Annotated in this window: 13 protein-coding genes and 1 pseudogene; 5 read left to right on the forward strand and 9 right to left on the reverse strand. The window is 41.5% G+C overall.

Features of this window, described 5'->3' with window-relative positions; all coding sequences use genetic code 11:
• Positions 1-385 precede the first annotated feature (385 nt).
• From WCW_RS00005 to WCW_RS09845, 3 genes are all read left to right on the forward strand, one after another.
• Complete coding sequence (locus tag WCW_RS00005; protein ID WP_013181107.1) at positions 386-1,639, forward strand: IS256 family transposase; 1,254 nt, start codon at positions 386-388, stop codon at positions 1,637-1,639.
• A gap of 338 nt (positions 1,640-1,977) precedes the next feature.
• The gene (locus WCW_RS10335; RefSeq protein WP_155117278.1) at positions 1,978-2,121 is read left to right on the forward strand and encodes a hypothetical protein; all 144 of its coding nucleotides are present in this window, start codon (positions 1,978-1,980) and stop codon (positions 2,119-2,121) included.
• On the forward strand, positions 2,118-2,399 hold the full coding sequence (locus WCW_RS09845) for a type II toxin-antitoxin system death-on-curing family toxin (protein ID WP_013181109.1): 282 nt from the start codon (positions 2,118-2,120) through the stop codon (positions 2,397-2,399). The genes WCW_RS10335 and WCW_RS09845 overlap by 4 nt, the downstream gene beginning before the upstream one ends.
• Here WCW_RS09845 and WCW_RS10065 read toward each other — a convergent pair.
• From WCW_RS10065 to WCW_RS00030, 4 genes are all read right to left on the reverse strand, one after another.
• The gene (locus tag WCW_RS10065; protein WP_013181110.1) at positions 2,303-2,884 is read right to left on the reverse strand and encodes a BTB/POZ domain-containing protein; all 582 of its coding nucleotides are present in this window, start codon (positions 2,882-2,884) and stop codon (positions 2,303-2,305) included. The genes WCW_RS09845 and WCW_RS10065 overlap by 97 nt on opposite strands.
• A 373-nt stretch (positions 2,885-3,257) precedes the next feature.
• Positions 3,258-3,467, reverse strand: coding sequence for a hypothetical protein (locus WCW_RS00025; RefSeq protein WP_013181112.1), 210 nt, complete (start codon positions 3,465-3,467; stop codon positions 3,258-3,260).
• The gene (locus tag WCW_RS09850; protein ID WP_079891138.1) at positions 3,460-3,696 is read right to left on the reverse strand and encodes an HGGxSTG domain-containing protein; all 237 of its coding nucleotides are present in this window, start codon (positions 3,694-3,696) and stop codon (positions 3,460-3,462) included. The genes WCW_RS00025 and WCW_RS09850 overlap by 8 nt, the downstream gene beginning before the upstream one ends.
• Positions 3,697-3,699: 3 nt before the next feature.
• The gene (locus WCW_RS00030) at positions 3,700-4,164 is read right to left on the reverse strand and encodes a hypothetical protein (protein WP_013181113.1); all 465 of its coding nucleotides are present in this window, start codon (positions 4,162-4,164) and stop codon (positions 3,700-3,702) included.
• Positions 4,165-4,448: 284 nt separating this feature from the next.
• Here WCW_RS00030 and WCW_RS00035 point away from each other — a divergent pair, with 284 nt between their 5' ends.
• Together WCW_RS00035 and WCW_RS00040 are read left to right on the forward strand one after the other, a co-directional pair.
• Positions 4,449-5,624 carry an ISAs1 family transposase gene (locus tag WCW_RS00035; RefSeq protein WP_013181114.1) on the forward strand — a complete coding sequence of 392 codons (1,176 nt, stop codon included), beginning with the start codon at positions 4,449-4,451 and terminating at the stop codon, positions 5,622-5,624.
• 16 nt (positions 5,625-5,640) lie between these two features.
• Positions 5,641-6,048, forward strand: a pseudogene (locus WCW_RS00040) (IS256 family transposase); the annotation flags it as partial.
• Positions 6,049-6,559: 511 nt separating this feature from the next.
• Here WCW_RS00040 and WCW_RS00050 read toward each other — a convergent pair.
• From WCW_RS00050 to WCW_RS00070, 5 genes are all read right to left on the reverse strand, one after another.
• Entirely contained in the window at positions 6,560-7,444 is an 885-nt protein-coding gene (locus WCW_RS00050) for a polyprenyl synthetase family protein (protein ID WP_162268166.1), read from the reverse strand.
• The gene (locus tag WCW_RS00055; protein ID WP_013181118.1) at positions 7,441-8,103 is read right to left on the reverse strand and encodes an acyltransferase; all 663 of its coding nucleotides are present in this window, start codon (positions 8,101-8,103) and stop codon (positions 7,441-7,443) included. The genes WCW_RS00050 and WCW_RS00055 overlap by 4 nt, the downstream gene beginning before the upstream one ends.
• Positions 8,104-8,346: 243 nt before the next feature.
• A complete protein-coding gene (gene mdoH / locus WCW_RS00060; RefSeq protein ID WP_013181120.1) occupies positions 8,347-10,524 on the reverse strand; it encodes a glucans biosynthesis glucosyltransferase MdoH in 2,178 nt (725 codons plus the stop codon).
• Positions 10,525-10,541: 17 nt separating this feature from the next.
• Positions 10,542-12,140: a glucan biosynthesis protein G gene (locus WCW_RS00065; RefSeq protein ID WP_013181121.1), complete on the reverse strand. Its 1,599-nt coding sequence runs from the start codon at positions 12,138-12,140 to the stop codon at positions 10,542-10,544.
• A gap of 144 nt (positions 12,141-12,284) precedes the next feature.
• Positions 12,285-14,213 carry a methyltransferase domain-containing protein gene (locus tag WCW_RS00070; protein ID WP_013181122.1) on the reverse strand — a complete coding sequence of 643 codons (1,929 nt, stop codon included), beginning with the start codon at positions 14,211-14,213 and terminating at the stop codon, positions 12,285-12,287.
• Between the last annotated feature and the right edge of the window lie 182 nt (positions 14,214-14,395).

The following is a 14,395-nucleotide window of genomic DNA, read 5'->3' on the forward strand; positions in this document are numbered from 1 at the left end:
GTCCTACCGAGCAAAGAGGCTTTTCAGCCTCTTTGCTCTTACAATTTTCAAGAAAAATGATGATTTTTTTTATTCTATTATGTAAAATTTGAAATTTTCTCTTATACATAAATAGGATTAATACCATTTCTCATAAATAAAATTAAAATTTCGTCCATGAACGAGAGCATAAATTTTTTATGCGATTGGGAGTGCCAACAAACCAGTTCCAGGCATCGCAACAAGCATTAACAATCGAATCGTACCCATCAAAAAAACGATTTGCCAACCAGTTATCACGCAACTGCTGCCAGACTTGTGAGATATGATCAAAAGTTGTGTTTGAGATAAAAAGAGCGTACCCTATGAAATTTTAGAATCAAAAAAATTTATAGGAGATACGCTCATGAAGAATGATGTCATTTCTTTGGATAAATTTCACGCAACAAGTGAAATGAACAGCTTGCTGGAACAAACATTGAGGGAAGGAGCTCGCCTGTTGCTTCAACAGGCTATTGAAAATGAAGTCAATGAATACCTGGAATCGATGAAAAGCAGGAGGGATTTCGAGGGAAGAAAACAATTTGTCCGCAACGGCTACCTCCCTGAAAGAGAAGTACAAACAGGAATCGGACCGATATCAGTGAAGCAACCTAGAATTCGAAACAGAGAAGAGAGCTCTGAAGGGTACTCAAGCGCAATTCTTCCGAAATATCTAAGGAGGGTGCCATCTCTTGATGCGGTGATTCCAGCTCTTTACCTCAGGGGGATTTCTACAAGCAATTTCCAGGATGCACTTGAAGCGATCATGGGCAAGGATGCGAAAGGATTATCCGCAGCTAACATCACTCGTTTAAAACAATCTTGGGAGCAGGAATACAAAGACTGGAACAAGCGCTCTCTTGAAGGAAAGCGCTACGCTTACATCTGGGTAGATGGGATCTATTTCAATGTTCGTCTTGGAGATGACCGAATTTGCTTTCTCGTGATTCTTGGCGCTCTTCCTAATGGTAAAAAGGAACTTGTGGCGATCCACAATGGTTATAGAGAGAGCAAAATTTCCTGGACAGAGGTATTGGAGAGTTTGAAGCGGCGCGGGCTGTGTACAGCTCCTGAGCTTGCGATAGGAGATGGTGCGCTTGGATTTTGGTCGGCAATAGAGGAAGTTTTTCCGAAGACAAAGCAGCAGCGGTGTTGGGTGCATAAAACGGCCAATGTGCTGGATAAAATGCCCAAAAGTATTCAAGTGAATGCGAAAAAGGCCATTCATGAAATTTATATGGCCCCTACCAAAGAAGATGGACTGGCGGCGTTTGAGGTGTTTTTAAAAACATACCGAGACAAATACCCCAAAGCCTGTGCTTGTCTTGAGAAGGATAAGGCGCAACTGTTTACCTTCTACAATTTTCCGGCGATCCATTGGCAGCACGTCAGGACAACTAACCCGATTGAATCGACTTTTGCAACAATAAGACACCGGACAAGGCAAACCAAAGGCTGCGGTTCAGTGGCTGCCACTTTGACAATGGTATTCAAGCTGGCTACTACAGCCGAGAAAAAATGGAGAAAACTCAAAGGTTGTGAAATGATTGAAAAAGTAATCAACGGAGTGGTCTTTAAAGATGGAGAAGAGGTTCTGGAAAAAGAAAAAGTAGCTTAAAAGAATTTTTAAATTAGGGTGCGCTTAAGGATTCGAAACACAACATTTGAAAATATCTCTTCGTGACTCTAGGTTTGATTTATACTTGGATGTTAGATTTAGTTGGATAGGTTCATATTTTATCACGAAAATTGTAATACAGCAATACAGCAATACAGTAACATTGTAATACAGTGTTACTGTATTCTTTTTTTGACTTATTTCCTTGTTTACGGTATAATGAAAATGTAACCAACAGAGAGGTTGTTATGCGCAAAGACACCGTCAGATTGACGTTCGATTTCCCGTCGAACCTACATACATTCCTAAAAATGGCAGCTGCAAAGGAGGGTGTAAGCATGCGCGCATACATAGTGGACTCCTTAATGCATAAGATGGATCACGAAGATAAGGTCGACCTGGATAAAGATGCTTTTCGAAAAGAACTGGCCAAAATGACAAAGAAAGATGCCAAATTAATGAAAGATCTTTCTGTTAGATGACAATAAAATTTCTAACAGTCACTCAAGTAATAGAAATCCATGATACATTTCTCCAGGCTTACGGCGGTTTGCCAGGAATACGCGACAAAGGTCTCCTAGACTCTGCTGTAGAAATGCCAAAGGCAATGGCTTTCGGAGAGGATTTACACAAAACGCTTTATGATAAAGCTTCTGCATACCTTTACCACATAGTCAAAAACCATCCATTTAACCCAAGCCACTGTGCAGGAGGAAAAGGGAGAGCACATAACAGAACCCCACAACCAACCTCTAGGTAAGCCCAAATATAGTTAGGGTCAACATCTTTAAGCTCTTCTTCAGTCATCATCAAAATTTTTAAATCTACACTTTGATCATATCTGTTTGGATCAACCTCTCCTTCAGGTCTCTGATTTTTATTTGTGTGATAATATTTAATTTGAGCTAAAAATGGATTGAGCCCAGGGCCATCTGAAGGTAACTCTTTTTCTATACCGTCAATCAACTCATTAAGTGGACCTGTATCACAAACCTGGTCAATAATGCGTTTAAAACGAGCAATTGTATATGCATTATTTTTTGACTTCTTTATTTTATGAAGCCCAAGCATCCTAAGACACAGCTGTCCAGCTGTTTTTTTGACCCATTTGGTTAACTTTTTTCCCCATTTAAAAAGGAAAAAACCACAGTCAATAGACCTGTCATAATCATCTACTTGACGGTCGAATTCCCTAAGCATATCCCCCGAATTCGCCATAAGCATCGTAATTTCTTGGGGCTTCATCGCCTTCGTCAAGATCACAATAATCTAGCCATTCGTGCGATGGATGATATTCATGATTACCGTAAAGGCAAGAGCTGCAAAAAAGGCTAATAAGACAAATACCGTTTGTAAAATATCGTTTACCATTCGTGAACATGCTTTCCTCTTATCTTGCGCTGAAAGTAATTTTTCGTAGGATTTAGAAATTCTGTAGGAAGACACAGGAATGAACAAGAGAGTCGTGATTAAAAATAAAATAATTTGATGATAGTTGAACATTTCTCGATCCTACTTAAAAAACATGTAGTAAAATAAAATAAACTCAAATTTTATTCATTAAAAAAAAAGATTTTACATTTTGTTTGGGAAGTTTTTAAAATAAAAAATTTATTTTTTAGAAGCACATCTCAGAGAGTAAAATCATCAAATCATCATCTCCATCGTAAGCCTTAATCATCAGGTCAATCCGTAGCCGTGTCGATTCACTCAGCTTTTCATACATGCCGGAACTTTTCAGCCCCTTGACAAACTCCATCATCTCACGATCATATTCGTCGAGAAAGCCAAAGTCTTCGTCAAAATAATCATCAAGCCCATCATCCATTGATCGTATTCTCCATTGCCTTTTGGGATTCCCGAAGTTCTTTTATCGCTTGACGTTGCTTCTGACGGCTTTCCACAGATCGTTTTGTATACCTGCCGTGTTTCGTTGTTGATTTTCCACCGTGAAGATAGCAACGCCCGTTAGACATTGCAGCCTGAAGGCAAGGTTTACCTGAACTCCTAGCATAAGCACCACACCTTGGCATTGTCTGATAATAGCAATACCCCATGGACTATTCCCCCTTTTTCCCTAGGTTCTTACCGATATTTGTCTGTAATACGGCTTGTCCTTCGTTATGAACCCAGTAGTTTACATTAATATTGCTTCCCTTTTGACGGTACTTCTGCAAAGTCTCCAACGCTTGATGGGAAAGCCGCATCAGCATCATGCCGTGACTTGTATCCGTATCCCTATCGCTCGCCATCTTGTTCATCGCCTGGAAGTGTGTTGCTACGAACTGAGATGCCAGAATCATTTCGACTGTATCTTGCGGATTAACGCCGCGAATCAAAGCAATGACGGAGTCAATAGCGATGGGATCGATTCGTCTACCGGAAAGTAGGTCGTCATTGCAGTTCATCACATCGAAAGCTTTTTTAACCAAAGACCTTGCCGCTTCTGGATCTGCACACTGAATAGCTTCTGCCAGTAAGGAAACTTGCTTGGGTATGGGAACGTTTTTTGTTGTTTTAGTCATTTAACCTCTAAAAACCAAGAGTTTTGGCAGACAATTGGCAGTTTTGGCAGAGTTTTGGCAGGATGTATGATACTATTATTAAGTAATTTGTGTGTCTATATGCCAAAACTGCCAAAACTTTCACCAGTAAAGTTGTTGAACAAAAAAATAAAATAGAAAAAAGATAGAAAAATAAAATAGTGAGAAGTATACTGCTCCAGGGCGTTTTCATAGTCAAAACTTGATAAAATAGTTTCTATCCGCTTTTCTTTGTAGCTGAATTACCAAAGTTCAGAGGTTCAGCTATGTCAAAAAGAAAACCGAGGCAGATTGATTATTCCCTTGAGGAGTTAGAAGAGTTTCAAGAATCGATTTTTCAAGCGTTTGCAGATGTGCAAGATCCCCGTGTTTTGACTGGAGCTATACGACACAAATTGATCGACATTCTTTTCATTACGTTGTGTGCAGTTCTTTGCGGTGCCGACAAAATTAAAGAGGTTGCAGTCTATGCAGAGGAGCGAGAAACATGGTTGACAAATGTACTTAAACTTGAAAATGGGGTACCACACTACAGCACATTTTGGTGGACTTTCGTTATGCTCGATCCCACCGAATTTCATAATGGGTTTTCAAAATGGATTTCCACACTGGTAAGGCAAGATGACAATCAAGTATATGCGATCGATGGAAAGGCTTTGAGAGGTACTGCAATCAAGGGTCGACCAAATTCTTTTATTCACACAGTCAGCCTCTGGGCATGTGGTCAACAACTTACGTTAGGGCAGGTAAAAGTAAAAGACAAATCCAATGAAATCACAGCGATCCCAAAATTATTGGAAATGATCGACATAACTGGCGCAACGATAACGATTGACGCAATGGGAACCCAAACTGCGATTGCAGCACAGATCATTGAAGATGGTGGCGAATATATTCTGGCATTGAAGGGAAATCAGTCATCTCTTCATGACGAGGTATCGAATTATTTTATTCAAGCGCAGCAAGTAGAGTTTGAAGGCGTTGATCATCAATCATATCACATGATAGAGGAAGGGCACGGAAGATTAGAAAAACGTTCATTTTTTGTGACGGAAGATATCGATTGGCTGCCGGATTATGATCGATGGAAGAAGTTAAAAACGATTATTCTCCTGAAGACAGAACGAACGATAGATAGTGTCACTTCCACGGAGCTACGGATGTATATTTCAAGTCTGCCAGCCGATGCACGTCGTATTGCATATGCGATCCGATCGCACTGGGGAATAGAAAGTTGTCACTGGATTCTTGACATAGCATTTAGGGAAGATACATTGAGGGCACGAATCGGACATATAGCTGAAAATCTATCTTTCATACGCAAGATGGCGCTTATTTTGCTGAAGCAGGAAAAGCAAACAAAAGGGGGGATAGAACTCAAACGAAAGAAAGCGAGCTGGAATCCTGACTATCTTCTGAAACTAATGAATGTCAAATTTTAACTATGAAAATGCCCTGGCGAAAAAGGCCATTCATGAAATTTATATGGCCCCTACCAAAGAAGATGGACTGGCGGCGTTTGAGGTGTTTTTAAAAACATACCGAGACAAATACCCCAAAGCCTGTGCTTGTCTTGAGAAGGATAAGGCGCAACTGTTTACCTTCTACAATTTTCCGGCGATCCATTGGCAGCACGTCAGGACAACTAACCCGATTGAATCGACTTTTGCAACAATAAGACACCGGACAAGGCAAACCAAAGGCTGCGGTTCAGTGCCTGCCACTTTGACAATGGTATTCAAGCTGGCTACTACAGCCGAGAAAAAATGGAGAAAACTCAAAGGTTGTGAAATGATTGAAAAAGTAATCAACGGAGTGGTCTTTAAAGATGGAGAAGAGGTTCTGGAAAAAGAAAAAGTAGCTTAAAAGAATTTTTAAATTAGGGTGCGCTTAACGATTCCAAACACAACATTTGAAAATATCTCAGGAAAATAAACAGGCTCCTTACCCAGCTAAAGATCTAGAACAGCTTTGGATTGAAGCAGGCTTAAGCCTTTGAGCATATTTTCTAGAATTTTCTGTACCTTAGACACGGCTGATAGTCGTGATTGAACGCATTCTTTTTCAAAAAGCGCCTGAATAGCATTGCAAGCGATGAGTAATCTGTCGGTCTTTCTGTTTTTTCGTAATCAATGAATGCAAAGTTCGGTAAAGGCTGATCGGTGAGATATTTTCAAATGTTGTGTTTCGAATCCTCTCAACCAGATTCTTTTTTTTCAGAGACTTAGGTTCCGAATTTGATTTGGCAATATTCTTCACTTTCTTAAATATGACAGGTGATGTAGAAGCAAAACCACCCAATTCGGAGAAGCTGGCATTGCAAGAGCGCCATTCTGTGAGTTTGTAGACACCCTCTTTTTGCCCACTCATCGAGAAACTAAAAGGAGGCCTTCAAAGAATCTGTCAAAACACTAAAAAACTCCTCATCAAGACCTAAGTCTTTTAATATAAGATGAAAAGACTGAAGTTCCCCGTGGAACATATCTACAGCCTTATCTTTACTAAATACATTCGCTAAGTTAACCTCCCTCTTGTTCCTGAGATCCTGCTCCATATCTCCCAAGTCGTCAGCAATTTGAAAAGCAAGGCCGAAATGGGCCGCAGCTTGCTTGACTTGATCAAGCTTCTCAAGGGCTCCACCGCCAAAAAGCCAACCATTCACAAATGCCACCTCGAAAAGTGAAGAAGTTTTCATATGAATGATTTTCTTCAATGTTTCGGTCGATAGATCGGGAGGTCTAATGTCAAGAAACTGACCGCCTGTCGCCCCGTTAAGACCTGTATTAAACGAAGCGTTTTCAAGAGCTAATCGACAACGCAAATCCACTGAGTCGGCAAAGAAAATGTTTTGATCAAGCAGCAAACGCCCGTTTTCAGCGATCATGCCATACCCTGCGCCAATTAAACCATAGCTGACCAACAAAGCCGCAGCTTCCCCAAACTTTTTATGAACAGAAGGTTGACTACGCCTTTCGTCATCATTATCCATGGAAGGCATATCATCAACGACCAAAGAAGCTGTATGAAAGTACTCAATGCTTAAAGCACTTAATGTTACATCCCCCATTCCTCCCAAAGCATCGGCAACCATCAAGGTGATCGAGGGACGAACCCTTTTTCCTCCGGTAGAAAGCGCATACGCACAAGCGTCTCGGACAGGAGATGGAGGTCCTAATAAATCGAGGTGATTTTCGATCGCTGTATCGACTTTTTTCACATATGCCGTTAATAACGAGTTAGTTTCAATACTTTTTTTCATCATTTTTCCATCTTCATTTTCGTTCCGGGAGAGAGATATCCAGAAACATTGAGGCAAGGATAACATAAAGCAGCTTTACCAAAAACTGTTCCAGGATTGAGCACTGCATGACATCCTGTTTGAGCATTGTCTCCCAAAATAGCACCAAGTTTGCGAAGTCCTGTATGGATTCGATGGCTTTCGAATTTAACCTCCACAGGCTGCTTATCAAGCTTCAGGTTGGCGCAAATTGTGCCAGCCCCTAGATTGATATGGTTTCCCAAGATAGAGTCTCCTACGTAAGCAAAATGAGCTGCCTGAGATCCATTGAGAAGGATAGAATGTTTGAATTCCGAATCGTGTCCAAGAATACAGCCATGACCAGTAATGACATTTCCCCTGATATAGGCTCCGTGTCTTATTGTGCAGTTCTCACCAATCCAGCAAGGGCCTTCAATATAAGCTCCAGGCTCGATGACTGTCCCTTTTCCAATAAATATTTGATTTTTATTGACGAGGTATGCGTTGCTTGAGATGGTTCCTTGCAAATTGCCAAGATTCTGCTGAGTTAGGTATTTTTTTAGAAAAAGCAAAGCTTCCCATGCATAGGTGCAGTTTTCAAGCAAAGCTTTATGAGGATAGGATGAGAGATCAAACAGTTCTAGCGGGGAAAATGGTTCCATGGGATCAATTGTCTAATGCTCCAAACTTATTTGCAACAGATAATCATAAGAAAGAAGATCTATATATATGTATTTATCTTCTTCATTAGAGGCTGTGGAAATTTCGATAACTCTTCAGAATTTCCTTGGGAAAATTTTGGAAGATAACTTTTCGATGGAACGTTGATAAGCTGCAGATTATTGACAAAAAGCAAGTTTTAAGAAATGCATCGACAATTTCATGAACAGGATTTTCCAGGTTCTCTACATCCTATGAACAGCATTTAAACAAAGAACATTTTTCGATGGAGGCAATTCTGCTATTTTTCGGAGAAGCTCGGGCTGGCCCAGAATGTAGCAGCTTTCCGAATCTGTCAGGGTCTGTAAAAGTTCTTTCTGATCTTTTGCATGAAGTACCTTTACAATAGCGATGGCATCGAGTGGATCTCTTGAAGCTTTTGATTGAGCCTCTTGTTTTGGCTGATCGACCATTTCAATGTGCAAAGCCAATAATTTTGGATGTTTTAAGAGCATTTCCAAATCCCAAATATTTTTTAGATGGGTATCGTATTCTTGAAGCTTTTCTTCCAGGGCAAGAGCGATTTTGGGAGGTGTGGTCTCTTCTGGAGTCAATAAGAGGTGTTTGTTTTTGAACCACTCACCTATCCGATTGGAGGCTGTCAGCTTCGAGAGCGGTATTGAGATCAAGAGTCCTAAAACAGCGGGAGATACCCAGGCGACTAGAACCCAGGAGTAAAGGGAAGCGGCGAAAGCAAGAAGCAATCCTGCGGCGATATGCCAACGATGAAACCGAAAGAGCTCCTTATATGGCAGGGAGCCGTCGTTGCGCCTTTGAGGCTTCCAGCTGCTGTGTTTCCCGAACAAGGTGATTGAGATCACATTAGTAGACTGCTGCAGCATCATAATAGGGGCAATCAATGCAGAAAGAACAACCTCTATCAGAAAGCTGAGAATAAGGCGTTGACGCCCTCCCCAGAGTTTGCAGTCATTGTTTTTGAAAATCACGGAAGCAAGCCCGAAAATTTTCGGCCCTAAAAGCACTCCCATTGTGAAAACAAACAGACTGATGGCTCGCTTGTAATCCATGATCGGCCAAGTTGGAAAAAGTGAAAATTTTTCAGGAAAATACTCCGGCAACAAATAATGGGCTTGCAACGATAACAGCAAACCGGAAATAATCAGCATTAGCCACATAAGAGGAGAAAGGTAGGATAGAATGCCTGCAGCCAGATGAAAGCGGCTCACCCAGTGCAATCCGTGTGCATGGATGACCTTAGAGTGCTGAAGGTTTCCTTGGCACCATCTGCGGTCGCGTATAGCCATATCATAGATCGAAGGAGGGCTTTCCTCGTAAGAGCCCGAGAGGTCAGGAGCGATAACGACGCTCCAGCCTGCTCGACGGATGAGCGCTGCTTCAACAAAATCGTGGCTTAGAATATTACCCCCAAAAGGAGGCGGGCCGTTTAAGGTTGGCAGACCTGCCGATTTCATAAAGGCTTCGGTTCTGATGATGGCATTATGTCCCCAGTAATTGCCCTCTTTCTGAGTCCACCAAGCGAGTCCTTTGCCTAATAAGGGGCCATACAATTTTGAAGCCAGTTGCTGAATTTTGGCAAAGGGGGTTTTTGCGTTAATAAGTACCGGAAGCGTTTGAATTAGTCCCGCATCCGGATCGTTTTGCATTCTTTGGGCAAGTTTTATTAAAGTTTTGGCTTCAACAATACTGTCTGCATCAAGAACGATAAAATGGTCGTAATTTCTTCCCCATCTAAGGCAAAAATCTTCGATATTTCCTGATTTTTGCGCTCTGTTTCTCACTCGGCGGCGATAATAGATGCGTGCTTTGCCTGCCGTTGCGCTTCTTAACTTGCAGAAGGCCTGCTCTTCTGCAAGAACAATAGAGCTTTGGTTGCTGTCGCTTAGGATAAACCAGTCAAAAGCGCTTCCATAAGGGGTTGATTCGATTTCTAAGGCGATCTCTTCAATTAAAGCAAACACGCGAGCCGGAGATTCGTTGTAGATCGGCATCAATACGGCGGTGCGGGTATTGAGCTCCACTTCGCCATAATCGGAAGAAGGGCTTCTAAATTGAGAGAAAAAACCGGCCAAACTTTGAGAAAATCCTAAAGCTATCCAATTAAAATTGATTGCAAATAAAAAAATCACAACAATTTCTAGTGTGGTAAGGGAGCCTAAAAGAAAGATATTAACCATCTCATAAACAGCATAGATCGATAGCGCTAAGGCGAATCCGGGAACTAAAAAACGCCTAAACAGAGAAGGGGTCATAGCCTGATCGTCAATAGGTTTGCGAGGCGGATTTTCGCTAGCTTGATTTAAGCTTTGTTTGGGGAATTCCCCTTTCTTTTCAGAAGGCATAGCGCTTCCGCCAGGAAGCTTTGAAGGAAATTGATGATGCATACTCGCTAGAATAAACCTCAATCTGTCAATCGATAGAGCCAAGTTTCAATAGATCCTGCCCCTTCAGCTTTGAGCTCTGCACGAAGCTCTGCAGGTTTGTTTCCCCATTCGTCAAATTCAAAAGAGAGGCGATAGCCATGAGTGATGGGGTTGTTCCTTAGAACAACATTGCTTATTTTTCCTGAAGATGCACTGACGATGGGCTCTGGCATTTTTTCGGGCTTTTCTCTCGGAACTTCGTAGTCGATAATAAATAAACGGCTTTTTGAAGGTTTAAAAATATCTGCACGCCCTCTTGCTGTTCGGCTAACAAAGATCTGCGAGTTTTTTTCTACAGGGTGGAAGCCCCATATCATACGATAAGAATAGTGAAACTCGCTTTCGGCTTTTAAAGGATCCTTGCTTTGCCAAAAGGCTACGATATTGTCGTGAACTTCTGAGTCTGTCGGAATTTCAACAAGTACAACAGATCCATCTCCCCAATTTCCTTCAGGTAAAATCCATAAACTGGGGCGTTTTTCATAATGGGATTCAAGGTCTTCGTAGCTTCGAAAAGAGCGCTCTCTTTGCATCAAGCCGTATCCTTGGACTGATTTGTCCAAAAATGCGCTGACTTGCAGTTGTTTGGGATTGGATAGAGGACGCCAAAGATGTTCTCCTTTGCCATTGATGATTAAAAGGCCGTCAGAGTCGTGGACTTCTGGACGAAAATCATCGACTTGGCCGCGACCGTTCATGGAATGAAAAAACATGCTAGTAAGTGGAGCAAATCCTGTTTTTGTCAGTTCAACCCTAGGGAAGAGAGTTGTTTCCACTTCAACGATCGTGTTCTCTCCTGGAATAATCGTAAAGCGGTAGGCGCCTGTGACGCTTGGGCTGTCTAAAAGTGCATGAACGATGATTCTGTCAGCTTCTTTCGCCGGCTTTTCTATCCAAAAAGCTTTGAAAAGAGGAAACTCTTCTCCGGTGGGTTCTGCTGTTTTGAGCGCTAGCCCTCGAGCTGAAATTCCATAAGAGTTTCCTCTGCCTAGAGCTCTGAAATAGGTCGCTCCTTGAAAGACAATCAGTTCATCGAAATAATCAGGAGTGTTAAGCGGAAAATGAATTCTGAATCCACTGTATCCGATCTCTTTTTCTTCTGGTGTCAGCTCGCATTTGACCTCGTCCTCAAAGGTGAATAAATTTTTATTATAGGGAATGGGAACGATTTGATTTCCTTCAATGATGGCGATATCAACTTTATCTTTGAAATAGGAGCTGCGGTGTAGAAGCTGTAGTTGAAACGGAAGATCTTCTCCCTTCCAAATAGCAGAGTCCGGCTTATAGCGGATCTTCCTAAATTCATCATACGAGAGATCGTTTAGACAGGAAGGCAGGGTATTTTCTGAAGCGGCATACGGTTTACGGGAAAGTTCGCGTGCAATTTGAATCACGTAGCTTCTGCCAAACGTTTCTGCTGGAGCTTCAGGGTGTTTTGATTGAGTGCATTGCGGCCCTGAACAGTCTTCTAGGTTTGAAGCATGAAGACTGGCTGTGAGCATTGAGAAAAAACAAAGAATGGAGGTTGCTTTTGTTAAATATTTAACAGTTTTTTCGAAATTTTTTTGGTCTTTCATTACCAAATATATAGCGAAGTTTTTCAAACAAAGCAATCTCTCTTTAAAAATTTTTTAAATATAGAGCTCTATCTGCGATTGGCTGTAAATTAGGGCGTGTTTAGCTAATTGAGGACGCGCTCTAATTACAGCCAATCGCAGATTTTAGCTTTTCTTAAGCTTTTGAGCTGCCTTATTCGAAAAGCTATCTGTTTCTGCATGCTCTAAATACGGATAACGTTCAGCTGCAGCTTTTAAGATCTTTTCCAGTAATTCGTGATATTGGATACCGGCAAATTCTGCCATTAATGCCATTTTCCCATCCCAGCACCATCCCGGATTCGGATTAGCTTCCAAAAGTTTAGCTTCTCCTTGAGAATCCATACGGAAATCGAAACGTGCATAATCTCTGCATTTTAACCTTTGGAAAAGGTTGATGGATGTATCGATTAAATCTCTTGCCAGGCTTTCATCAAGATGTGCTTGGTGATAGCGTATATGTGTGCAGTACGGCGATTCGGGATGCCACTTAGATTCATATCCTAAAATTTTGGGCAGGTTTTCAGGCAGGCCGGAATAGTCGACTTCGAGAATAGGCAAAACTTCTAAAGAAACTCCATTTCCAATCACTCCAACGCTAAATTCTCTTCCATCTAGAAATTCTTGGATCAAGATAGGAATGTTGGGCATTTGTGCTTTTAGGTTGTCAAAGTAGGTGACAAGCTCTTCTGCTGAATAGACGACAGCATTTTGTGTGATGCCAATCGAGCTATCCCCATATGCAGGCTTAATTAAAGCAGGGAAAATACTTGGAATCGCTGCTGAATGATTGGACGGATCAATCCAAATTTCGCTGGGAACATGCACATCCATGGATTGGGCAATAGCCCGGACTGTCGACTTATTGTAGCAGATCGATAAGCACTCGGGGCCGGCTCCTGTGTAAGGAATTTTTAACATTTCCATCAAAGCTGTTGGATGTAGCTCCATAAAAGGATCATTGTTCCATCCTTCATCGCATAAGTTCATCACAAAGGGCGGAGGGTTTTGGGAGAACTTTCTGATAAGGTTTTTATGATCATCGAAACAGGAAAATTGAAAGTTCTCTATCTTTTTAAGAGCTTCTTTCATTTGATTGATTGTATGGAAATCTTCGAGATTAAATTGTCCGTCCCGTTTAATGGCATCGGGTATGCGCGGGTCTCCGAGTAAAACTGTGCAAGGAATTTTGAAAGGGTTTTTGCGGGTCGCCGGCTTTCTTTTTTTGGGGGCTATTGCTGTGATCAAGATGCGGTTTGCCATCATGCCAAGATCTTGATTGCGAAAAGATTCTCCTTTGAGGGAATCTTGTTGTTCAATATTTTCAAAGCCGGCAGCTAAGAGTAAAGATTTTAGTTCTTCAAATGAGTAAAGACGCTCTGCGTAAAATTGATCTGCAATCACACCTTTTTCTGCATGTGTCACAAGCTCTCGAGAAATCAGCCTGCATAGATCGGTAGCCAAATGGCGTTCTCTGCAAACCATCAGCTCTTCAGAGATCCATTCCCAAGATCTTTTTTCGTAGTTTTCTTTCATCCAGGCGCCGTTTGTCACGTCAAGGTAGAGCAATCCCCCTTCGCACAAAACTCTATTGGCTTCTTTTAAAACTTTTAGATCATCGCGTTCTTGCTCAAAGTATCCAAAAGAATTTCCCATCATCATCACGCAATCCATCGACTGGTCTGCCAGTTTGATTTTTCTGGCATCGCCTTCTGAGAATTTAATGGGATATCCGAGCTTTTGAGATCTGCTGCGGGCAAGGCGGATTAAATACCTGGATCTGTCAATTCCTGTAATAAAGCGGTAACCGCGTTTAGCTAACTCAAGGCTATGGCGTCCTTGTCCGCAGCAAAGATCGAGTATATGATCTGAGGGTTCTATTTTGGAGAAATTAAGAAAGATATCGATTTCGTGTGCAGTTGCTGTATCGTTTTCCACGACGTCGGCATCTGTTTTTAGATAAATGGAATTAAAAATGGAGCGCCACCAATCCACTGGAAGGTGTTTTTCCAGGTCTGCTACAGGACCTAAACATTTAGCGGTTTTTATATTCATGCTTTTTCATTTTTTGAGAATTTTTTTACTCTTCGTCTCTAAGATTTAAGCAATCTATTGAATTGCTAATTCTTAGTCAATTAAGATTTAAGAATCTATCTAAATAAAAAACTATCTAATTCTGGTTCAAGCTCTGTTGATCTGCTTCCTATATACCGAACCGACTTCAAAAATCGGATGGA

The organism is Waddlia chondrophila WSU 86-1044 (assembly GCF_000092785.1).
GTDB lineage: Bacteria > Chlamydiota > Chlamydiia > Chlamydiales > Waddliaceae > Waddlia > Waddlia chondrophila.